Here is a 21032-nt window from a genome sequence, read left to right on the forward strand (position 1 = left end):
AGAAAAAGCCCCGGCTGGCGGGGCTTCTTCAGTGGCGCGGGCCGAGCCGCGGAGATCAGGCCGTGACCGAGTCCGCCACGCCCTTGTAGTCTTCGATCTTGTCGAAGTTCAGGTACTGGTAGATCTGCGCGCTGGAGGCGTCGAGCACGCCCGAAGCAGCCATGTATTCCTCGCGCGTCGGGATGCGGCCCAGGCGCGAGCAGATGGCGGCCAGCTCGGCCGAGCCGAGGTACACGTTGGTGTTCTTGCCCAGGCGGTTCGGGAAGTTGCGCGTGCTGGTCGACATGACCGTCGCGCCTTCGCGCACCTGTGCCTGGTTGCCCATGCACAGCGAGCAGCCCGGCATTTCGGTGCGGGCACCGGCATTGCCGAACACGCCGTAGTGGCCTTCTTCGGTGAGCTGCTGCGCGTCCATCTTGGTCGGCGGAGCGATCCACAGCTTGACCGGGATGTCGCGCTTGCCTTCGAGCAGCTTGGACGCGGCCCGGAAGTGGCCGATGTTGGTCATGCACGAACCGATGAACACTTCGTCGATCGCGGCACCGGCCACGTCGCTCAGCGTCTTCACGTCGTCAGGGTCGTTCGGGCAGGCCACGATGGGCTCGTGGATCTCGGCCAGGTCGATCTCGATGACGGCGGCGTAGTCGGCGTCGTCGTCGCCCTTGAGCAGTTGCGGGTTCGCGAGCCAGGCTTCCTGCGCGGCGATGCGGCGCTGCAGCGTGCGGGCATCGGCGTAGCCTTCGGCAATCATCCACTTCATCAGCGTGATGTTGCTGTTGATGTACTCGATGATCGGTTCCTTGTTCAGGTGCACCGTGCAGCCGGCGGCCGAGCGTTCGGCCGAGGCGTCGCTCAGCTCGAATGCCTGTTCCACCTTCAGGTCGGGCAGGCCTTCGATCTCGAGGATGCGGCCCGAGAAGATGTTCTTCTTGCCCTTCTTCTCGACCGTCAGCAGACCGGACTTGATGGCATACAGCGGAATCGCGTTGACCAGGTCGCGCAGCGTGACGCCGGGCTGCATCTTGCCCTTGAAGCGCACGAGCACCGATTCGGGCATGTCCAGCGGCATCACGCCGGTGGCGGCCGCGAAGGCCACGAGGCCGGAGCCCGCGGGGAAGCTGATGCCGATGGGGAAGCGGGTGTGGCTGTCGCCGCCCGTGCCCACGGTGTCGGGCGTCAGCAGGCGGTTGAGCCAGCTGTGGATCACGCCGTCGCCCGGACGCAGCGACACGCCGCCGCGGTTGGCCATGAACTCGGGGAGTTCGTGGTGCATCTTGACGTCGACCTTCTTGGGGTACGCCGCCGTGTGGCAGAACGACTGCATGACGAGGTCGGCCGAGAAGCCCAGGCAGGCCAGGTCCTTCAGTTCGTCGCGCGTCATCGGGCCGGTGGTGTCCTGCGAGCCGACCGAGGTCATCTTGGGTTCGCAGTACGTGCCCGGGCGGACGCCCTGGCCTTCGGGCAGGCCGCAGGCGCGGCCGACCATCTTCTGCGCGAGCGAGAAGCCCTTCTTGGTGTCGACCGGGCTTTGCGGCAGGCGGAACAGCGTGGAAACGGGCAGGCCCAGCGCTTCACGCGCCTTGGCCGTCAGGCCGCGGCCGATGATCAGCGGAATGCGGCCGCCGGCGCGCACTTCGTCGAACAGCACGTCGCTCTTGACCTGGAATTCGGCGATGACCTTGCCGTCCTTCAGCGCCTTGCCTTCATAGGGGCGCAGTTCGACCACGTCGCCCATGTTCATCTGCGTGACGTCGAGTTCGATCGGCAGCGCGCCCGAGTCTTCCATCGTGTTGTAGAAGATGGGAGCGATCTTGCCGCCGAGGCAGACGCCGCCGAAGCGCTTGTTGGGCACGTACGGAATGTCTTCGCCGGTGAACCACAGCACCGAGTTGGTGGCGCTCTTGCGCGACGAACCCGTGCCGACCACGTCGCCGGCGTAGGCCACGAGGTGGCCGCGCGCGCGCAGGTCTTCGATGAACTTCACCGGGCCGCGCTTGCCGTCTTCTTCGGGCACGATGCCGGGGCGCGCGTTCTTGTGCATCGCCAGGGCGTGCATCGGGATGTCGGGACGGGTCGTCGCATCGGGTGCGGGCGACAGGTCGTCGGTGTTGATTTCGCCAGCCACCTTGAAGATGCTGACGGTGATGCTCTCGGGCACTTCGGGGCGGCTGGTGAACCACTCGGCGTCGGCCCAGCTCTGCAGAACGCCCTTGGCGTTGGCGTTGCCCTTGTCGGCCTTTTCCTTGACGTCGTGGAACTGGTCGAACATCAGCAGGGTCTTCTTCAGGCCCTCTGCCGCCACGGCGCCCACTTCGGCGTCGTCGAGCAGGTCGATCATGGGGCTGATGTTGTAGCCGCCGAGCATGGTGCCGAGCAGTTCGGTCGCGCGGGCGCGCGAAATGAACTCGCTCTTCTCGGTGCCGTGCGCCACGGCCGCGAGGTAGCTCGCCTTGACCTTGGCCGCGTCGTCGACGCCGGCGGGCACGCGATAGGTGAGCAGGTCCAGCAGGAAGGCACCGTCCTTGGCATTCGCGCTCTTGAGGAGCTCGATCGCTTCAGAGGTCTGCTTCGCGCTCAGGGGCAGCGGCGGGATACCGAGCGCGGCGCGTTCGGCTACATGGTCAACGTAGGCTTGCAACATCTTCTTTTCTCCGGAAACTGGTCTTGCGGGAATGCGGTGCGGTCAAGCAAGAGCCGCACCGCACCCCCGCGCTCGGTACGCTTACTTCTTCTCGCCGTCGGCGCCGTCGAACAGCGCCTTGGGTGGGTTCTTCTTCATTTCTGCGGCGAAGGCGACCTGGGCTTCGGTCTGGCATTCGTCGGCAAGGCGCAGGCCGGCCTTCTGGTTCATCAGCATCGACTTGTTGCCGAGCTGGAGCCACATGGCGCCGGCGCGCGGGTCTTCGAGGCGGATGGCGCCGGTACGGCTTTCGACCGGGTGCATGCGGTACTTCGCGCCCTTGGTGCTGACGGTGAAGAAGCCGGGCTTCTTGTCGTCGGGCGTGACGGTCACGTCGGCGCCGAGTTCGCACTGGGCCTTGCCGATGGACACGCGCTGCGCCACGGCCAGGTCGGCCTCGGAGAGCGTCACGTCGGTGTCGGTGTTGATGGGCGTGACTTCCTCGACGGCCTTGGCGGCCTTGCGGGTGACCTGGTGCTTCTTGGCAGGGGCCTTCGCCGTGCTGGAGGAAGCTGCCTTGGCGGCGGGCTTTGCGGCCGGCTTGGCAGCGTCCTGGGCCATTGCGGCCAGGGGCAGAGCCAGTGCGACAGCTGCAATCAGGGCAATTTTCTTCATGTGTGGGTTTCCTTGAGGCTGGGTTCGGGTGGTTTCAGGAGGCCGCGAGCGCAAACCAGGCTTTCGCCTCGGGGGGCAACGCGCGCCCTGTTGCGTGGGCACGTGTCAGAACCTGCCAGAAATGGCGGTAGCTCGCGCGGTCGTGCAATGTGCCATCAATTTGTGTCGGCGCCCAATCCGCGGCTGCCGCCTTTACAAGGATTTTTGTGGCAATTTGAATCTGCGCCTCGTCGGGCGCGAAGGCTTCGAGGATCGGCCGGATCTGGTTCGGGTGGATGCTCCACATGCGCGTGTAGCCGAATTCGGTGGCCGCCTTGCGGGCTGCCGTGCGCATGGCGTCGGTATTGTTGAACTCGGTGACCACGCAGTGCGACGGCACCTTGCCGTAGGCATGCGCGGCCGAAGCGATGGCCAGCTTGGCACGCACCACCAGCGGATGGCTGAACTGCCCCGCCGCGCCCATGCCGTCGGCGGGAATGGCGCCGGCGTGGGCCGAGACGAAGTCCATCAGGCCGAAGCTCAGCGACTGCACGCGCGGATGCGCGGCGATCTCGAAGGCGTTGTGCACGGCCAGCGGCGACTCGATCAGCACATGCAGCGGCAGCGCGCCGGCGTCGGCCGCCTCGAGCGCGGACACAGCCTGCAACACATCGGCCACCGACTCGACCTTGGGCACCATCAGGTGGCTCAGGCGGTGCCCGGCGCGCCCGGCGATGGTGACCACGTCGCCGGCAAACGCCGGATGATCGACCGGGTGCACGCGCACGCCGACACGCATGCCGGGCCTGGCGGCCAGCGCGAGTTCGGTGACGAGCGCGGCGTGCTCGGCCTCGCCACCCACGGGGGCGCCGTCCTCGCAGTCGAGGGTGACGTCGAACACGCAGGCGCCGAACTCCTCGGCCATCTCGGCCTGGAGCGCGAGGCTCTTCTTCATGCGCGCCTCGACGCCGCTGTAGTGGTCGCACACGGGCAGCGTCACGGCGCCGGCCTGCGCGCCGAGCAGCACCTGGGCGGGGTGGACGGCGTTGGTCATGCGTTGCCGCCCTTCTGCGCGACGAAGAACATGCGCGGGAACGCCAGCAGCCGCTTGCCGTCGGTCCTTGGCGGGTAGGCCTCGTTCACGCGTCGTTCGTATTCGGCCAGGTAGCTGGCCTGCAGCGCCGGCTCGAGGCGATCGACGAAAGGCTTCAGCCCCGTGCCGCGCACCCATTCGACGATGGATGCGGCGTCGGCCATGCGGTGCTGGTAGATGGTGTGCCAGACATCGACGTGCGCGGCGCGCGGCGCCAGCAGGTCGTAGTAGCCGGCCAGGTCGAGCAGCCGGGTGCGCAGCCTGTCGGCGTCGCCGATGGGCTCGGCCCACGGCGCTTCGGCGGCCACGGCGCGCATCAGCCGGTGCGTGGGCTCCTGGCGGTTGTCGGGCATCTGGACGGCGAGCACGCCGCCCGGGGCCAGCGCGTCGAACAGGCGCGGGATCAGCTTTTCGTGATCGGGCACCCACTGCAGGGACGCGTTGGCATAGATGAGGTCGGGCGCTTCTTCCGGAGAACGCGGCGCCCAGGTCGCGATGTCGCTCAACTCGAAGCGCGCCTGCGGCAGGCGCTCGCGCGCGCTGGCCAGCATGGCTTCGGAGTTGTCGGTCCCGGTGACTTGCGCCTTCGGGAACCGGTGAACCAGCAGCTCGGTGGAATTGCCCGGGCCGCAGCCGAGGTCGACCACGCGGGCCGCCTCGGTCAGCGGCACCCGCGCCAGGAGTTCCTGTGCGGGGCGGGTGCGCTCGTCCTCGTAGCGACGGTAGAGCGCGGGGTTCCAGTCGAGCATGCTGCGGATGGCTTACAGCAGGTGGGCAACGCCGGCGCGTTCGCCTTCGAGCTCTTCCAGCGTCTTGTTGATGCGTTCCTGGCTGAATGCGTCGATCTCGAGGCCTTCGACCAGCTTGTATTCGCCGTTTTCGCAGGTGACGGGGAAGCCGAACATCACGTCCTTCGGAATGCCGTACTGGCCGTCCGACGGGATGCCCATGGTGACCCACTTGCCGTTGGTGCCCAGGGCCCAGTCGCGCATGTGGTCGATGGCGGCGTTGGCGGCCGAGGCAGCCGACGACAGGCCGCGTGCTTCGATGATGGCCGCGCCGCGCTTGCCGACGGTCGGCAGGAACACGTTGGCGTTCCATTCCTGGTCGTTGATCATCTTGGCGACGCTTTCGCCGTTGATGGTGGCGAAGCGGTAGTCGGCGTACATCGTGGGCGAGTGGTTGCCCCACACGGTGAGCTTTTCGATGTCGGCCACGGGCTTGCCGGTCTTGGCGGCGATCTGGCTGGCGGCGCGGTTGTGGTCCAGACGCAGCATGGCGGTGAAGTTCTTGCGCGGCAGGTCGGGTGCGCTCTTCATGGCGATGTAGGCGTTGGTGTTAGCCGGGTTGCCGACCACGAGCACCTTGACGTTGCGGCTGGCGACGGCGTTGAGGGCCTTGCCTTGCGCCGTGAAGATGGCGCCGTTGACGGCCAGCAGTTCGGCACGTTCCATGCCGGGGCCGCGGGGACGCGAGCCGACCAGCAGTGCGTAGTCGGCGTCCTTGAAGGCGGTCATCGGGTCGCCGTGGGCTTCCATGCCGGCCAGCAGCGGGAACGCGCAGTCGTCGAGTTCCATCATCACGCCCTTGAGCGCCTTCTGGGCCTTCTCGTCGGGGATTTCGAGCAGTTGCAGGATGACCGGCTGGTCTTTGCCGAGCATTTCGCCGGATGCGATGCGGAACAACAGGGCGTAACCGATTTGGCCGGCGGCACCGGTGACGGCAACGCGGACGGGTTTTTTGCTCATGGGAAGACTCCAGAAGGTGATGAAACGGTGTCGGCGCTCTCGTGGGGCGCCAGGGTTCTGCGGGGTGAAATACCCTCCCGCAGCGCGAGACCGGCCGCATTTTAAGCCGATTCAATAAGCCCCGTCTTATGTCTTATATAAGATATCCTCGGGGGCACCGCCACGGCGCACCCCACCGCTGCCATGAACACGCCCACAACACTCGACGAGCCCGCGACGCCGTCCTTCAGTCCGCTCTACCAGCAGATCAAGACCCTGATCCTGCAGAGCCTGCAGGCGGGCGAGTGGAAGCCGGGCGAGCCCATCCCCAGCGAGATGGACCTGGCCGTGCGCTATCGGGTGAGCCAGGGCACGGTGCGCAAGGCCATCGACGAGCTCTCGGCCGAGAACCTGGTGGTGCGCCGCCAGGGCAAGGGCACCTTCGTCGCCACGCATGCGGAGCAGCACGTGCAGTACCGCTTCCTCAAGCTCGTGCCCGATGCCGGCGACCCCAGCAGCGAAGGCCCCGCGGTGCGCACCATCGTCGACTGCAAGCGCCTGCGCGCGTCGGCCGACGTGGCCCGCGCCCTCGGCCTGCGCACCGGAGATGCCGTGCTGCAGGTGCGCCGCGTGCTGGCCTACGCCGGCGTGCCGACCATCCTCGAAGACCTCTGGCTGCCCGGCACGCCCTTCAAGGGCCTCACGGCAGAGCGGCTGCGCGCGTGGCCGGGGCCGATGTACGCGCTGTTCGAAACCGAGTTCGGCGTGCGCATGGTGCGGGCCGAAGAAAAAATCCGCGCCGTGCTGCCCGATGCCGAACAAGCCGCGCTGCTCGACGTCACGCCGCAGATGCCCCTGCTGAGCGTGGAACGCGTGGCGCACACCTACCATGACATGCCCATGGAATTGCGCCGCGGGCTCTATCGCACCGACACGCACCACTACAGGAACCAGCTGGGCTGACCCCGATGCAGACAAAGGCCGAATCACGGCGCGCCAGCGTGCGCGCGCAACATGCACCGCGTGCTACGAAGTCAATAGCATCCGACTGCAACGGTGCGCTGACTCATGCGCGTCCGCTGCCCGATGGTGCATTGCAATAGAATTTTGCGTTGTTTGCACTTCCGCATAAGAAACAAAAGCGTTCGCTCTCAGAACAAGTCATCCAAGCCACGAAAGCCCTCCCCTCATGACAGAGCTTGCAAATCCTCCCCGGCCACCGCGCCGCGAATTCCGGAACATCAACGCATTCACCGATCTCACGACCTACCGGCTTCCGCCGGCAGGCATCGTGTCGATCCTGCACCGCGTGAGCGGCGTGCTCATGTTCCTGCTGCTGCCGTTCATCATCTGGATGTTCGACACGTCGCTGTCATCCGACTATTCGTTCGCGAAATTCAAGGGCGCCTTCAACGTCGGCATCGGCTTCGCTCCGGGTTGGTTCTTCAAGCTCGTCGCGCTGGCGCTCATCTGGGCCTACCTGCACCACTTCATCGCCGGCCTGCGCCACCTCTGGATGGACGTGAGCCACTCCGCGGTGACCAAGGAATTCGGCCACACCTCCGCCCTCTTCACGCTGGGCGCGAGCATCATCCTCACGCTGGTGCTGGGCGCCAAGCTGTTCGGCCTGTACTGAGAAGGAGCCAACCATGTCTGTGAACTACGGCTCCAAGCGCATCGTCGTCGGCGCGCACTACGGTCTTCGCGACTGGCTCAGCCAGCGCATCACGGGCGGCCTGATGGCGCTCTTCACGATCGTGCTGCTCGCACAGCTGATCTTCACCCGCGGCCCCATCGGCTACGACCTCTGGGCCGGCATCTTCGCGGCGCAGTGGATGAAGGTGCTGACGTTCTCCGTGATCGTCGCCTTGCTCTACCACGTGTGGGTCGGCATGCGCGACGTGTGGATGGACTACGTCCAGCCCGTCGCCATCCGTCTCGTGCTGCAAATTTTCACCATCGTCTGGCTTGTCGGTTGTGCGGGTTGGGCCATTCAAGTGCTTTGGAAGATCTGACCCCACCATGACCTACACAAAAGAAAAAATCACCAAGCGCAAGTTCGACGTCGTGATCGTCGGTGCCGGCGGCTCCGGCATGCGCGCCTCGCTGCAACTCGCACGTGCCGGCCTCAACGTGGCCGTGCTCTCCAAGGTGTTCCCGACCCGTTCGCACACCGTCGCTGCCCAGGGCGGCGTGGGCGCCTCGCTCGGCAACATGAGCGAAGACAACTGGCACTACCACTTCTACGACACGATCAAGGGCTCCGACTGGCTCGGCGACCAGGACGCGATCGAGTTCATGTGCCGCGAAGCACCGAAGGTCGTGTACGAGCTCGAACACTTCGGCATGCCGTTCGACCGCAACCCCGACGGCACCATCTACCAGCGTCCGTTCGGCGGCCACACCGCCAACTACGGCGAGAAGCCCGTGCAGCGCGCCTGCGCCGCGGCCGACCGCACCGGCCACGCGATGCTGCACACGCTCTACCAGAAGAACGTCGAAGCCCGCACCCAGTTCTTCGTCGAATGGATGGCGCTCGACCTCATCCGTGACGACGAAGGCGACGTGGTCGGCGTGACCGCCCTCGAAATGGAAACCGGCGACCTGCACATCCTGCAGGCCAAGACCGTGCTGCTGGCCACCGGCGGCGCGGGCCGCATCTTCCAGGCCTCGACCAACGCCTTCATCAACACCGGCGACGGCCTCGGCATGGCTGCCCGCTCGGGCATTCCGCTGCAGGACATGGAGTTCTGGCAGTTCCACCCGACCGGCGTGGCCGGCGCGGGCGTGCTGCTGACCGAAGGCTGCCGCGGCGAAGGCGCGATCCTGCTGAACAGCAACGGCGAACGCTTCATGGAGCGCTATGCGCCCACGCTGAAGGACCTTGCGCCGCGCGACTTCGTCTCGCGCTCCATGGACCAGGAAATCAAGGAAGGCCGAGGCTGCGGTCCCAACAAGGACTACGTGCTGCTCAAGCTCGACCACCTGGGCGCCGACACCATCCACAAGCGCCTGCCCTCGGTGTACGAAATCGGCGTCAACTTCGCCAACGTCGACATCACGAAGGAACCGATCCCCGTCGTGCCGACCATCCACTACCAGATGGGCGGCATCCCCACCAACATCCACGGCCAGGTCGTGGTGCAGAAGGGCGAGGACAACAGCGCCGTGGTGAACGGCCTCTACGCCGTGGGCGAATGCTCCTGCGTGAGCGTGCACGGCGCCAACCGCCTGGGCACGAACTCGCTGCTCGACCTGCTGGTGTTCGGCCGCGCGGCCGGCAACCACATCGTCGAGTTCAACGACAAGCTCAAGGAACACAAGCCCCTGCCCAACGATGCGGCCGACCGCACGCTGGAGCGCCTGAACCGCCTCGAGTCGACCACCACCGGCGAATACGCCCAGGACGTGGCCGGCGAGATCCGCGCCGTCATGCAGCAGCATGCCGCCGTGTTCCGCAAGCAGGCCTCGATGGACGAAGGCGTGGTCAAGATCGCCGCCGTGCGCGAGCGCGTCAAGGCCATCGGCCTGAAGGACAAGTCGAAGGTGTTCAACACCGCCCGCATCGAAGCGCTGGAAGTCGACAACCTGATCGAAGTGGCGCAGGCCACCATGGTTTCCGCAGCAGCCCGCAAGGAATGCCGCGGCGCGCACACGGTGGAAGACTACGAACGCCCGGCGGACGACCCGGTCGCACCGCTCGGCCGCGACGACGCCAACTGGATGAAGCACACGCTCTGGTACAGCGAAGACAACCGCCTGTCGTACAAGCCGGTCAAGCTTCAGCCCCTGACGGTCGCCTCGGTGCCCCCGAAGGTCCGGACATTCTAAAAATTAGGAACATACGATGAAGCGCACATTCCAGATCTACCGCTACGACCCGGACAAGGACGCCAAGCCCTACATGCAGACCGTCGAGATCGAACTCGACGGCCATGAGCGCATGCTGCTCGACGCCCTGATGAAGCTCAAGGCGCAGGACCCGACGCTGTCGTTCCGCCGTTCGTGCCGCGAAGGCGTCTGCGGCTCCGACGCGATGAACATCAACGGCAAGAACGGTCTGGCCTGCCTGACCAACATGAACACGCTCAAGGGCACCGTGGTGCTCAAGCCGCTGCCGGGCCTGCCCGTCATCCGCGACCTGATCGTGGACATGACGCAGTTCTTCAAGCAGTACAACTCGATCAAGCCGTACCTGCAGAACGACAGCGTGCCGCCCGAGAAGGAGCGCCTGCAGTCGCCCGAAGAGCGCGAAGAGCTCAACGGCCTGTACGAGTGCATCCTGTGCGCGAGCTGCTCCACGAGTTGCCCGAGCTTCTGGTGGAACCCCGACAAGTTCGTGGGCCCGGCCGGCCTGCTGCAGGCCTACCGCTTCATCGCCGACAGCCGCGACGAAGCCACCGCCGAGCGCCTGGACAACCTGGAAGACCCGTACCGCCTGTTCCGCTGCCACACGATCATGAACTGCGTGGACGTGTGCCCGAAGAGCCTGAACCCGACCAAGGCCATCGGCAAGATCAAGGAATTGATGGTGCGCCGCGCCATCTGATCCCTGATCCATATTGCCTAGAGACGCCACCATGCAACCCGCCGCCGACCTCGACCAGCCGCTCAGCGAACGTGCGCTGAGCAAGCTGAAATGGCGCTGCCGGCGCGGACTGCTCGAGAACGACCTGTTCATCGCCCGCTTCTTCGAGCGACACGAATCCCGCATGACCGTGGGTCAGGCGGGAGCGATGGAGACACTGATGGACCTGTCGGACAACGATCTCCTCGACCTCCTTCTGTGCAGAAAGGAGCCCGAGCCCGAATGGGCCGGGGCCGAGGTGGTCGCATTGCTGCAGCTGATGCGCACCGACGGTGCGCAGCGGCCCGCAATTTCTCCTTCGTCCTGAATCCACCTCTGAAAGTAAACCGAAATGAAAGCATCCGATACCAAGGCCACGCTGTCGTTCAGCAACGGCGGCGACAGCGTCGACCTGCCGATCTACAAGGGCACCGTGGGCCCCGACGTGATCGACATCCGCAAGCTGTACGCACAGACCGGCATGTTCACGTACGACCCGGGCTTCATGTCGACCGCCGCCTGCCAGTCGGCCATCACGTACATCGACGGCGACAAGGGCGAACTGCTGTATCGCGGCTACCCCATCGAGCAGCTGGCCACCAACTGCGACTTCCTCGAGACCTGCCACCTGCTGCTGTACGGTGAACTGCCGGACCAGGCCAAGAAGGAAAACTTCACCAAGGTCGTGACGAACCACACCATGGTGAACGAGCAGATGCAGTTCTTCCTGCGCGGCTTCCGCCGTGATGCCCACCCGATGGCCATCATGACCGGCCTCGTGGGCGCCCTGTCGGCCTTCTATCACGACAGCACGGACATCAACAATCCCGAGCACCGCGAGATCGCCGCGATCCGCCTGATCGCGAAGATGCCCACGCTCGTGGCCATGGCCTACAAGTACACGATCGGCCAGCCGTACATGTACCCGAAGAACGACCTGAGCTACGCCGGCAACTTCCTGCACATGATGTTTGCCACGCCGTGCGAGGAGTACAAGGTGAACCCGGTGCTCGAGCGCGCGCTCGACCGCATCTTCATCCTGCACGCAGACCACGAGCAGAACGCCTCCACCTCGACGGTGCGCCTGTGCGGCTCTTCGGGCACGAACCCCTTCGCAGCCATCGCGGCCGGCGTGGCCTGCCTCTGGGGCCCGGCCCACGGCGGCGCCAACGAAGCAGCACTGAACATGCTGTACGACATCCAGAAGGAAGGCGGCGTCGAGAAGATCGGCGAGTTCATCAAGAAGGTCAAGGACAAGAACTCGAACGTCAAGCTCATGGGCTTCGGCCACCGCGTGTACAAGAACTACGACCCGCGCGCCAAGCTGATGCAGGAAACCTGCAACGAAGTGCTGACCGAGCTGGGCCTGGAGCAAGACCCGCTGTTCAAGCTCGCCAAGGAACTGGAAAAGATCGCCCTGGAAGACGAGTACTTCGTGTCGCGCAAGCTGTACCCGAACGTCGACTTCTACTCGGGCATCGTGCAGCGCGCCATCGGCATCCCGGTGCCGCTGTTCACCGCGATCTTCGCGCTGGCCCGCACGGTCGGCTGGATCGCCCAGCTGAACGAAATGATCGGCGACCCCGAGTACAAGATCGGCCGCCCGCGCCAGCTGTTCGAAGGCTCGCCGAAGCGTGACGTGAAGCCGATCTCGGCTCGCTGATCGAGCGCTGCTCGACCTTTGAAGAAGCTGCCTCCGGGCAGCTTTTTTCGTTTGGAGGCCACTGGCGCCCGACGCTCTTCGCCAGCGGGCACTGAGGTCATCGCATATCACGATGGCTTCAAGGGAAAAACAAGAAGAAAATAGTCAACTCATCGCCAGCCGCGATGCCCAAGCCCCATGAGCACCTCAGAACGCAACTTCGCCCGCCGCATCGACCTCACGTCGCTGCAGCTGTTCGTGGCCGTGTGCGAACTGGGCAGCATCGGCCGCGCGTCGGAGCGCGAGTTCATCGCGGCGTCGGCCATCAGCAAGCGGCTGTCCGACCTCGAAGCCACGCTGGGCACCACCCTGCTCTACCGCCATGCGCGCGGCGTCGACCTCACGCCGGCCGGCGAAAGCCTGCTGCACCATGCGCGCTCGGTGCTCTACAGCCTCGAGAAGATGCAGGGCGAGCTCAGCGAGTACGCCGACGGCGTGCGCGGCCATGTTCGGGTGCATGCCAACATTTCGGCCATCGTGCAGTTCCTGCCTGAAGACCTGGGCGTGTTCACGCGGGCGCACGAGGCCATCAAGATCGACCTCGAGGAGCACCTGAGCAGCGAGGTGATCCGTGCGGTGCAGGAAGGCGCGGCCGACCTCGGCGTGTGCCACGTAGCCGGCGGCGCGGGCGAGCTGCAGAGCCTTTCCTACCGGCACGACCGCCTTGCGCTCATCGTGCCCACCGGCCACGTGCTGGCCGCACGAGGCGCCATCGAGTTCATCGACTCGCTCGACTTCGACCACGTCGGCCTGCACACCAACAGCTCGATCTACGTCGCCATGCACGAGGCGGCATTGAATGCCGGGCGAAGCATCAAGCTGCGCATCCACGTCACGGGCCTGGACGCCATGTGCCGGATGATCGAGAACGGCCTGGGCATCGGCGTGATGCCGCAGCGCGCCTTCGAGCTGATGCAGAACGGCATCGGCCGCGGCCTGGCGAGCATCGCCCTGAACGACGCGTGGGCGGCACGCGAGATCCGCCTCGTGGCGCGCGATTTCTCCACCCTGCCGGTGGCCGCGCGGTCGCTGGTGAACCACCTGCACGCCGCCGCGGACGCGGCAAAACAACTCGCGGCCTGAACCCACATTGCAGCCGCACACACGGACAATCCATTTCCCCACGAAAGACAAAGAGACCGACATGGCACGCACGCTCTACGACAAGATCTGGGACGAACACGTCGTCCACACCGAGGAAGACGGCACCGCGATCCTCTACATCGACCGCCACCTGGTGCATGAAGTCACCAGCCCGCAGGCCTTCGAAGGCCTGCGCGAAGCCGGCCGCAAGCTGTGGCGCATCAGCTCGGTCGTGGCCACGGCCGACCACAACACGCCCACCACGGGCTGGGAGCGCGGCTACGAAGGCATCGCCGACCCGACCAGCAAGGAACAGGTCACCACGCTGGACCACAACATCGCCGAATTCGGCGCCGCCGCGTTCTTCCCGTTCCTGAGCAAGCGCCAGGGCATCGTGCACGTGATCGGCCCCGAATCGGGCGCGACGCTGCCGGGCATGACTGTCGTCTGCGGCGACTCGCACACCTCCACGCACGGCGCGTTCGGCGCGCTGGCGCACGGCATCGGCACCAGCGAGGTCGAGCACGTCATGGCCACGCAGACGCTGCTGGGCAAGAAGGCGAAGAATATGCTCGTGAAGGTCGAGGGCAAGCTGCCGCTGGGCTGCACGGCCAAGGACATCGTGCTGGCCATCATCGGCAAGATCGGCACCGCCGGCGGCACGGGCTACACCATCGAGTTCGCGGGCTCGGCCATTCGCGACCTGAGCATGGAAGGCCGCATGACGGTCTGCAACATGGCCATCGAGGCCGGTGCGCGCGCCGGGCTGGTGGCGGTCGACGAGAAGACCATCAGCTACGTCAAGGGCCGCCCGCTCGCGCCCACCGGCGTGGAGTGGGAGCAGGCCGTGAGCTACTGGCGCACGCTGCAGTCCGACCCGGGCGCGAAGTTCGATGCCGTGGTGGAGCTCGACGCCACGCAGATCCAGCCGCAGGTCACCTGGGGCACCTCGCCCGAGATGGTGGTCGAGATCAACGGCCGCGTGCCCGATCCCGACAAGGAGAAGGACGCGAGCAAGCGCGGCGCCATCGAGCGCGCCCTGGTCTACATGGGCCTGGAGCCCAACAAGGCCATGAACGACATCTTCATCGACAAGGTGTTCATCGGCTCGTGCACCAACAGCCGCATCGAAGACATGCGCGAAGCCGCCGCCGTGGTCAAGAAGCTGGGCCAGAAGGTCGCGAAGAACGTGAAGCTGGCCATGGTCGTGCCCGGCTCGGGCGTGGTGAAGGAACAGGCCGAGCGCGAAGGCCTCGACGTGATCTTCAAGGCCGCGGGCTTCGAATGGCGCGAGCCCGGCTGCTCGATGTGCCTGGCCATGAACGCCGACCGCCTGGAACCCGGCGAGCGCTGCGCATCGACCAGCAACCGCAACTTCGAAGGCCGCCAGGGCGCCGGCGGCCGCACCCACCTCGTGAGCCCGGCCATGGCCGCCGCCGCCGCCGTGCACGGCCATTTCGTCGACGTGCGCACTTTTGCCTGATCTGGCCTGACCTGGAGACATCACATGCAGAAATTCACCGTGCACAAGGGCCTCGTGGCGCCGATGGACCGCGAGAACGTCGACACCGACGCCATCATTCCCAAGCAGTTCCTCAAGTCGATCAAGAAGACCGGCTTCGGCGTGAACCTGTTCGACGAGTGGCGCTACCTCGATCCGGGCCTGCCCGGCCAGGATCCGGCCAGCCGCAAGCCGAACCCCGACTTCGTGCTCAACCAGCCGCGCTACGCAGGCGCCTCGGTGCTGCTGGCGCGCAAGAACTTCGGCTGCGGCTCGTCGCGCGAACATGCGCCGTGGGCGCTCGACCAGTACGGCTTCCGCGCGATCATCGCGCCGAGCTATGCCGACATCTTCTTCAACAACAGCTTCAAGAACGGCCTGCTGCCGATCGTGCTGTCCGAAGCACAGGTGGGCCAGCTGTTCGACGAGACCTTCGCCTTCCCCGGCTATACGCTGACCATCGACCTGGAGCGCCAGGTGGTGGTGAAGCCCGACGGCCAGGAGTTCGCGTTCGACGTGCAGGCCTTCCGCAAGTACTGCCTGATCAACGGGCTGGACGACATCGGCCTCACGCTGCGCCACAAGGACAAGATCAAGGCCTTCGAGGCCGAGCGCCTGGCGCAGAAGCCCTGGCTCGCGCATACGATGCTGGCCAACGCCTGAACGCGTTCCGTTTCTTCTCTTCTACACACGACAAAAATGAAAATCGCAGTTCTCCCGGGTGACGGCATCGGCACCGAAATCGTGGCCGAAGCGGTCAAGGTGCTCGACGTCCTCGACCTGAAGTTCGAGATGGAATCGGCGCTGGTCGGCGGTGCCGCCTACGAGGCGCACGGCCATCCGCTGCCCGAATCGACGCTCAAGCTGGCCAAGGAATCCGACGCGGTGCTGTTCGGCGCCGTCGGCGACTGGAAATACGACAAGCTCGACCGGCCGCTGCGCCCCGAGCAGGCCATCCTGGGCCTGCGCAAGAACCTGGGCCTGTTCGCCAACTTCCGCCCGGCCATCTGCTACGAGGAACTGGTGGACGCCTCGAGCCTGAAGCCCGAGCTGATCGCTGGCCTGGACATCCTGATCATCCGCGAGCTCACCGGCGACATCTACTTCGGCCAGCCGCGCGGCCGCCGCACGGCCGTCGACGGCCACTTCCCGGGCGCCGAGGAAGCCTTCGACACCATGCGCTATTCGCGCCCCGAGATCGAGCGCATCGCGCGCGTGGCCTTCGAGGCGGCACGCAAGCGCAGCAAGCGCGTGACCAGCGTGGACAAGAACAACGTGCTGGAAACCTCGCAGCTGTGGAAAGACGTGATGCTCGACGTCGCGAAGGAATATCCGGACGTCGAGCTCGACCACATGCTGGTCGACAACGCGGCCATGCAGCTCGTGAAAGCGCCCAAGAAGTTCGACGTGGTGGTCACCGGCAACATGTTCGGCGACATCCTCTCGGACGAGGCCGCGATGCTCACCGGCTCCATCGGCATGCTGCCCTCGGCGTCGCTCAATTCGAGCAACCAGGGCCTGTACGAGCCCAGCCATGGCAGCGCCCCGGACATTGCCGGCAAGGGGGTTGCCAATCCTTTGGCTACAATACTGTCCGCTGCCATGATGCTCCGCTTCTCACTCAACCAAGCCGAGGCTGCCGACCGTATCGAGTCGGCGGTCAAGGTCGTGCTGGCCTCCGGCCTGCGCACGGGTGACATCTGGTCTGAAGGTACGAAGCGCGTCGGCACCCGCGAAATGGGCGACGCGGTCGTTGCAGCAATCACCAAAAAGACGATTACCGGCTAACCGCAGCCCGCTTCGTCACGCCCCTCCCCGGCTCGACGAGTCGGGGGCAAAAAAAGACAACTTTTTCTTTTTTCATAAGGGCAAACTGAAATGGCGAACGCATCTCAACCTCTGGTCGGCCTCGTTGGCTGGCGCGGCATGGTCGGCTCGGTCCTGATGGACCGCATGCAGGCCGAAGGCGACTTCGGTCTGATCGAGCCGATCTTCTTCTCGACCTCCAACGCCGGCGGCAAGGCCCCGGCCATGGCCAAGAACGAGACCGCGCTGAAGGATGCGAACGACATCGAAGCACTGAAGAAGTGCGACATCGTCATCACCTGCCAGGGCGGCGACTACACCAGCGAGGTGTTTCCCAAGCTGCGCGCCGCGGGCTGGAACGGCCACTGGATCGATGCCGCCTCCACCCTGCGCATGAAGGATGACGCCATCATCGTGCTCGACCCGGTGAACCTGCCGGTCATCGAGAACGCGCTGGCCAAGGGCGGCAAGAACTGGATCGGCGGCAACTGCACCGTGAGCTGCATGCTCATGGGCGTGGGCGCCCTCTACAAGGCCGGCCTGGTCGAGTGGATGACCAGCATGACCTACCAGGCAGCCTCTGGCGGCGGCGCGCAGCACATGCGCGAACTGCTGACCCAGTTCGGCACCCTGAACGCCGAAGTGCGCGCGCTGCTGGACGACCCGAAGTCGGCCATCCTCGAAATCGACCGCAAGGTGCTGCACAAGCAGCAGAACCTGAGCGCGGCCGAGACCGCCAACTTCGGCGCACCGCTGGGCGGCTCGCTGATCCCCTGGATCGACAAGGACCTGGGCCTGGGCAAGAGCCAGGACGATGCCGAATGGGGCATGTCCAAGGAAGAATGGAAGGGCGGCGCCGAGACCAACAAGATCCTGGGCCAGGGCGCGGGCTTCGGCACCGCCGCCGTGCCGGTCGATGGCTTCTGCGTGCGCATCGGCGCCATGCGCTGCCATAGCCAGGCGCTGACCTTCAAGCTCAAGAAGAACGTTCCGCTGGCCGACATCGAAGCGATGATCGCCGCCGACAACCCGTGGGCGAAGGTCGTGCCGAACACGCGGGAAGCAACGGTCAAGGACCTCACGCCGGTGGCGGTGACGGGCACCATGAACATTCCGGTCGGCCGCATCCGCAAGCTGGCGATGGGCCCGGAATACGTTGGCGCATTCACCATCGGCGACCAATTGCTGTGGGGCGCTGCGGAACCGCTGCGCCGCATGCTGCGCATCCTGCTCGAAGCCTGATGCGGGGTGCTCAGGGCCTTTTGAAACACAAATTGTTGCCGAAAGGCAACATAAGATGTGATCGTAAGTATGCGCGCACTGGGTAGAAATGGCGCATTGCCTTGTCAGTGCGTAGTGATGGTGCTAACGTCCTCTTACAAATTCTGGGCCTGAGCCGCCCCCTATCAGCATGACAAGACATCTGTTGCCTGCGGCCAGCCCTTCGGCCGCTCGCCCGCATCTGCCATCGAACGGTTGGCGCCTTTCCATTCTGGGCGCCGCGGCCGCCGTGGCTCTGGGCCTCGCCAGCAGCGACGCCAGCGCGTTCGCGCTGGGTCAGCTGAAGGTCCAATCGGCGCTCGGCGAACCGTTGCGCGCCGAGATCGACGTGACCGAGATCGCTGCCAACGAGGCGGACGGCCTGAAGATCAACATCGCCACGGCCGAAGCCTTCAAGAACGCCGGCGTGCCGTACAACCCGGCGCTCAGCGACGTGCGGGCGACCCTGCAACGTCGTGCAGGCGGCCAGTACGTGGTGCGCCTGAGCGGCAACCGCCCTCTCAACGACCCGTTCATCGACCTGCTGCTGGAAGCCAACGGCTCGTCGGGCCGGATCGTGCGCGACTACACCGTGCTGCTCGATCCGCCGGCCACGCGGCAGGCGGCAGCACCGAGCGTGCCGGCAGCACCGATTGCCCCGCAGATCACGACGCCCGTCGAGCGCCCGGCCGCACGCGCGCGCCGCGAGCGTGCACCGGTGGCCGCAGCGCCCTCGGCTCCCGTCGCTGCGGCGCCCGCGCCGGCAGCCGCCGCGCCGGCAGCTCCCGCCGTGGCCAGCGCCCCCGCCCGTACCGGCGGCGGCGGCGGTGAACAGGTCACGGTGCAGCGCGGCGACACCGCCAGCAAGATCGCCGGCGCCTACAAGCCGGCCGACGTGTCGCTCGACCAGATGCTCGTGGCCCTGCTGGCCGCCAACCCCAATGCCTTCATCGGCGGCAACGTCAACCGCATGCGCGCGGGCGCCGTGCTCGACCTGCCGACCGCCGCCCAGGCAGCAGCCACGCCGGCCGCCGAGGCGCGCCGCACCGTCACGGCGCAGAGCCGCGACTTCGGCTCCTACCGCCAGCGCCTGGCCGAGAATGCGCCGACCTCGAACGTCGCGGCCGCCAGCCGCAATGCCTCGGGCAAGCTGCAGGCCAACGTCGAAGACCGCAACGCCGCGGCCAGCGCACCCGACAAGCTCACCATCTCGCAGGGCAGCGCCTCCACCCGCGCAGCCGACGAAAAAGTCGCGCAGGCCCGCCAGGCGCAGGACGCGAGCAACCGCGTCGCAGAGCTGTCGAAGAACATCGAGGATCTGAACAAGCTCAAGAGCAGTACCGGTGCGGCCGCGCCGGCAGCCGCCCCCGCCGCGCCGGGCATTCCTGTTCCGGCCCCGTCCACGGCTGCCACGACGGCACCCGCGGCAGCCAGCCCAGCGCCGGCACCGGCCGCGGCACCCACGCCAGCTCCGTCGGCCCCGGCCGCCGCGACGCCAGCCCCTGCTGCCGCTGCAGCCGCTGCACCTGCCGCCGCTGTCGCACCTGCGGCAGCCCCCGCCGCTCCCACGCCTGAAGCGACCGCTGCCGCCGCCGCGCCCGCACCCGCACCCGCGACAACAACCACGCCTGCGGCAACGCCCGCGACCGATGCTGCAGCCACGACGGCTGCCGCCGCCCCGACGGGCGATGCCGCCGCGCCGAAGCCGGCCCCGAAGAAGGTGGTGGCACCGCCACCGCCCCCACCTGAGCCCACCTTCTTCGAAGAACTGCTGGACAACCCGCTGATGCTGGCCGGCGCCGCGCTGATCGCGCTGCTGGTCGGCTTCCTGCTTTATCGCGTGCTGGGCCGCCGCCGCGAGGAAATGAGCGAAAGCGTGTTCCTCGAGAGCCGCATTCCCAAGGACTCGTTCTTCGGCGCCAGCGGCGGCGAATCGGTCGACACCAAGAACCGTGGCGACTCCACCGTGTCGTCGCTGTCGTACTCGCCGAGCCAGCTCGACGCGGGCGACGTCGACCCCGTGGCCGAAGCCGACGTCTACCTGGCCTACGGCCGCGACCTGCAGGCCGAGGAAATCCTGCGCGAAGCGCTGCGCCTGAACCCCGACCGCACGGCGATCCATCTCAAGCTGCTCGAAATCCATGCCAAGCGGCGCGACGTGCGGGCCTACGAAAGCCTCGCCACCGAAGTGCACAAGCTGACCGGCGGCCTGGGCTCCGAATGGACGCGCGTGGTCGACATGGGCAAGGACCTCGATCCGGGCAACCCGCTGTACGAATCCGGCGCCAGCCGCAGCGGCGGTGGCGCCAGCGCCGCCGAAACGGCCGCCTTCGCCGGCGCCTTGGCCGCGGCCGCCAAGCCGGTGGCTGCGCCTCCCGCTTCGCCGCCGGTGGCTGTCGCTCCGCCCGCCTTCGTTCCGTCGGTGGCACCGCTGGACTTCGACCTCGACCTGACCGCGCCGCCGCCCCCTGCTCCCGCCCCGGCGCCGGCTCCGAGCCATGCCCCGGTCGGCGCCAGCCTGCCGAAGTCGGCCTACGCGCCCGCGCCGACGGCCGCTCGCCCCGCCGCACCGCTGTCGAACGGCCACGCTGCGACGCCCGTCGACCTGGAGAACGACTTCGACACCGCGCCAGGCGCACTGACCGCCCTGACGCCCGACACCCGCCCCTCTTCGCTGAGCGACGCTGAGCACAACACCCGCCCCGCCATGCTGCGCAACTCGCTGCCGGCGGACTCGGGCTTCATCGAGTTCGACATGAGCGCGCTGGCCGGCCTGCCGGCTCGCAGCGCCGAAACACCCGTGGCACGCCCCACGGTCTCCACGCACGACGACGAGGGCGACGACAGCCCCCACGCCGTCAAGCTGTCCCTCGCACGCGAACTGCAAGCCATCGGCGACGTCGAAGGCGCGCGCTCGCTGGTCGAGGAAGTCGAAGCCGAAAGCGCTGGCGACCTCAAGTCGCAAGCCCGTCAACTGCTCGCGGAACTGCGCTGAGCGGTTGGCGTTGTTCCTGTTCCT

General features: G+C 66.5%; 18 protein-coding genes. 13 read left to right on the plus strand and 5 right to left on the minus strand.

The genetic code is table 11. The features are described 5' to 3' along the window. Nucleotides 1–55: 55 nt before the first annotated feature. The 5 genes from C4F17_RS11235 to C4F17_RS11255 all read right to left on the minus strand — a co-directional run bounded on the left by C4F17_RS11235 (nt 56) and on the right by C4F17_RS11255 (nt 6115). Nucleotides 56–2641, minus strand: a complete 2586-nt coding sequence (locus C4F17_RS11235) for a bifunctional aconitate hydratase 2/2-methylisocitrate dehydratase (RefSeq protein WP_081270653.1) — start codon at nt 2639–2641, stop codon at nt 56–58. 81 nt (nt 2642–2722) lie between these two features. Next, nucleotides 2723–3295 (minus strand): hypothetical protein, encoded by a 573-nt coding sequence (locus tag C4F17_RS11240; RefSeq protein WP_106935283.1) that lies wholly within the window; start codon nt 3293–3295, stop codon nt 2723–2725. Between the two features lie 34 nt (nt 3296–3329). Further along, nucleotides 3330–4328, minus strand: coding sequence for an HpcH/HpaI aldolase/citrate lyase family protein (locus C4F17_RS11245; protein ID WP_106935284.1), 999 nt, complete (start codon nt 4326–4328; stop codon nt 3330–3332). Further along, nucleotides 4325–5116, minus strand: coding sequence for a trans-aconitate 2-methyltransferase (gene tam / locus C4F17_RS11250; protein ID WP_106935285.1), 792 nt, complete (start codon nt 5114–5116; stop codon nt 4325–4327). The genes C4F17_RS11245 and tam overlap by 4 nt, the downstream gene beginning before the upstream one ends. A gap of 12 nt (nt 5117–5128) precedes the next feature. Further along, nucleotides 5129–6115, minus strand: coding sequence for a malate dehydrogenase (locus C4F17_RS11255; protein WP_081270657.1), 987 nt, complete (start codon nt 6113–6115; stop codon nt 5129–5131). A gap of 183 nt (nt 6116–6298) precedes the next feature. Between C4F17_RS11255 and C4F17_RS11260 the strand changes: the two genes are divergently transcribed. From C4F17_RS11260 to C4F17_RS11320, 13 genes are all read left to right on the plus strand, one after another. Continuing rightward, nucleotides 6299–7057, plus strand: a complete 759-nt coding sequence (locus tag C4F17_RS11260; protein WP_106935286.1) for a GntR family transcriptional regulator — start codon at nt 6299–6301, stop codon at nt 7055–7057. 226 nt (nt 7058–7283) lie between these two features. Next, nucleotides 7284–7730: a succinate dehydrogenase, cytochrome b556 subunit gene (gene sdhC / locus C4F17_RS11265; protein ID WP_081270659.1), complete on the plus strand. Its 447-nt coding sequence runs from the start codon at nt 7284–7286 to the stop codon at nt 7728–7730. Between the two features lie 13 nt (nt 7731–7743). Continuing rightward, nucleotides 7744–8109, plus strand: a complete 366-nt coding sequence (gene sdhD / locus C4F17_RS11270; RefSeq protein WP_081270660.1) for a succinate dehydrogenase, hydrophobic membrane anchor protein — start codon at nt 7744–7746, stop codon at nt 8107–8109. Between the two features lie 7 nt (nt 8110–8116). Further along, on the plus strand, nt 8117–9925 hold the full coding sequence (gene sdhA / locus C4F17_RS11275) for a succinate dehydrogenase flavoprotein subunit (RefSeq protein ID WP_081270661.1): 1809 nt from the start codon (nt 8117–8119) through the stop codon (nt 9923–9925). A 16-nt stretch (nt 9926–9941) separates the two neighbouring features. After that, entirely contained in the window at nt 9942–10643 is a 702-nt protein-coding gene (locus tag C4F17_RS11280; protein ID WP_081270662.1) for a succinate dehydrogenase iron-sulfur subunit, read from the plus strand. A 31-nt stretch (nt 10644–10674) separates the two neighbouring features. After that, a complete protein-coding gene (locus C4F17_RS11285; protein ID WP_081270663.1) occupies nt 10675–10989 on the plus strand; it encodes an FAD assembly factor SdhE in 315 nt (104 codons plus the stop codon). Between the two features lie 24 nt (nt 10990–11013). Further along, nucleotides 11014–12324 carry a citrate synthase gene (gene gltA, locus C4F17_RS11290; protein ID WP_081270664.1) on the plus strand — a complete coding sequence of 437 codons (1311 nt, stop codon included), beginning with the start codon at nt 11014–11016 and terminating at the stop codon, nt 12322–12324. 177 nt (nt 12325–12501) lie between these two features. Next, the gene (locus C4F17_RS11295) at nt 12502–13446 is read left to right on the plus strand and encodes a LysR substrate-binding domain-containing protein (protein WP_106935287.1); all 945 of its coding nucleotides are present in this window, start codon (nt 12502–12504) and stop codon (nt 13444–13446) included. A gap of 61 nt (nt 13447–13507) precedes the next feature. Next, nucleotides 13508–14929 carry a 3-isopropylmalate dehydratase large subunit gene (leuC, locus tag C4F17_RS11300; protein ID WP_081270666.1) on the plus strand — a complete coding sequence of 474 codons (1422 nt, stop codon included), beginning with the start codon at nt 13508–13510 and terminating at the stop codon, nt 14927–14929. A gap of 24 nt (nt 14930–14953) precedes the next feature. Continuing rightward, on the plus strand, nt 14954–15610 hold the full coding sequence (leuD, locus tag C4F17_RS11305; protein ID WP_081270667.1) for a 3-isopropylmalate dehydratase small subunit: 657 nt from the start codon (nt 14954–14956) through the stop codon (nt 15608–15610). Nucleotides 15611–15646: 36 nt separating this feature from the next. Then, nucleotides 15647–16735 carry a 3-isopropylmalate dehydrogenase gene (leuB, locus tag C4F17_RS11310; RefSeq protein WP_106935288.1) on the plus strand — a complete coding sequence of 363 codons (1089 nt, stop codon included), beginning with the start codon at nt 15647–15649 and terminating at the stop codon, nt 16733–16735. A gap of 90 nt (nt 16736–16825) precedes the next feature. Further along, nucleotides 16826–17995 carry an aspartate-semialdehyde dehydrogenase gene (asd, locus tag C4F17_RS11315; RefSeq protein ID WP_106935289.1) on the plus strand — a complete coding sequence of 390 codons (1170 nt, stop codon included), beginning with the start codon at nt 16826–16828 and terminating at the stop codon, nt 17993–17995. A gap of 169 nt (nt 17996–18164) precedes the next feature. After that, nucleotides 18165–21008, plus strand: a complete 2844-nt coding sequence (locus C4F17_RS11320; protein WP_106935290.1) for a FimV/HubP family polar landmark protein — start codon at nt 18165–18167, stop codon at nt 21006–21008. Nucleotides 21009–21032 lie beyond the last annotated feature (24 nt).

The organism is Variovorax sp. PMC12, assembly GCF_003019815.1.
In the GTDB taxonomy this organism is placed as follows: Bacteria; Pseudomonadota; Gammaproteobacteria; order Burkholderiales; family Burkholderiaceae_C; genus Variovorax.

What these genes read in the sequence shown, in the direction of transcription:
- leuB (WP_106935288.1), top strand. Translation starts at nt 15,647, where the DNA reads ATGAAAATCGCAGTTCTCCCGGGTGACGGCATCGGCACCGAAATCGTG.
- C4F17_RS11295 (WP_106935287.1), top strand. Translation starts at nt 12,502, where the DNA reads ATGAGCACCTCAGAACGCAACTTCGCCCGCCGCATCGACCTCACGTCG.
- C4F17_RS11280 (WP_081270662.1), top strand. Translation starts at nt 9,942, where the DNA reads ATGAAGCGCACATTCCAGATCTACCGCTACGACCCGGACAAGGACGCC.
- C4F17_RS11235 (WP_081270653.1), bottom strand. Translation starts at nt 2,641, where the DNA reads ATGTTGCAAGCCTACGTTGACCATGTAGCCGAACGCGCCGCGCTCGGT.
- gltA (WP_081270664.1), top strand. Translation starts at nt 11,014, where the DNA reads ATGAAAGCATCCGATACCAAGGCCACGCTGTCGTTCAGCAACGGCGGC.
- C4F17_RS11240 (WP_106935283.1), bottom strand. Translation starts at nt 3,295, where the DNA reads ATGAAGAAAATTGCCCTGATTGCAGCTGTCGCACTGGCTCTGCCCCTG.
- sdhC (WP_081270659.1), top strand. Translation starts at nt 7,284, where the DNA reads ATGACAGAGCTTGCAAATCCTCCCCGGCCACCGCGCCGCGAATTCCGG.
- C4F17_RS11245 (WP_106935284.1), bottom strand. Translation starts at nt 4,328, where the DNA reads ATGACCAACGCCGTCCACCCCGCCCAGGTGCTGCTCGGCGCGCAGGCC.
- C4F17_RS11260 (WP_106935286.1), top strand. Translation starts at nt 6,299, where the DNA reads ATGAACACGCCCACAACACTCGACGAGCCCGCGACGCCGTCCTTCAGT.
- leuC (WP_081270666.1), top strand. Translation starts at nt 13,508, where the DNA reads ATGGCACGCACGCTCTACGACAAGATCTGGGACGAACACGTCGTCCAC.
- asd (WP_106935289.1), top strand. Translation starts at nt 16,826, where the DNA reads ATGGCGAACGCATCTCAACCTCTGGTCGGCCTCGTTGGCTGGCGCGGC.
- sdhD (WP_081270660.1), top strand. Translation starts at nt 7,744, where the DNA reads ATGTCTGTGAACTACGGCTCCAAGCGCATCGTCGTCGGCGCGCACTAC.
- C4F17_RS11255 (WP_081270657.1), bottom strand. Translation starts at nt 6,115, where the DNA reads ATGAGCAAAAAACCCGTCCGCGTTGCCGTCACCGGTGCCGCCGGCCAA.
- C4F17_RS11320 (WP_106935290.1), top strand. Translation starts at nt 18,165, where the DNA reads ATGACAAGACATCTGTTGCCTGCGGCCAGCCCTTCGGCCGCTCGCCCG.
- C4F17_RS11285 (WP_081270663.1), top strand. Translation starts at nt 10,675, where the DNA reads ATGCAACCCGCCGCCGACCTCGACCAGCCGCTCAGCGAACGTGCGCTG.
- leuD (WP_081270667.1), top strand. Translation starts at nt 14,954, where the DNA reads ATGCAGAAATTCACCGTGCACAAGGGCCTCGTGGCGCCGATGGACCGC.
- sdhA (WP_081270661.1), top strand. Translation starts at nt 8,117, where the DNA reads ATGACCTACACAAAAGAAAAAATCACCAAGCGCAAGTTCGACGTCGTG.
- tam (WP_106935285.1), bottom strand. Translation starts at nt 5,116, where the DNA reads ATGCTCGACTGGAACCCCGCGCTCTACCGTCGCTACGAGGACGAGCGC.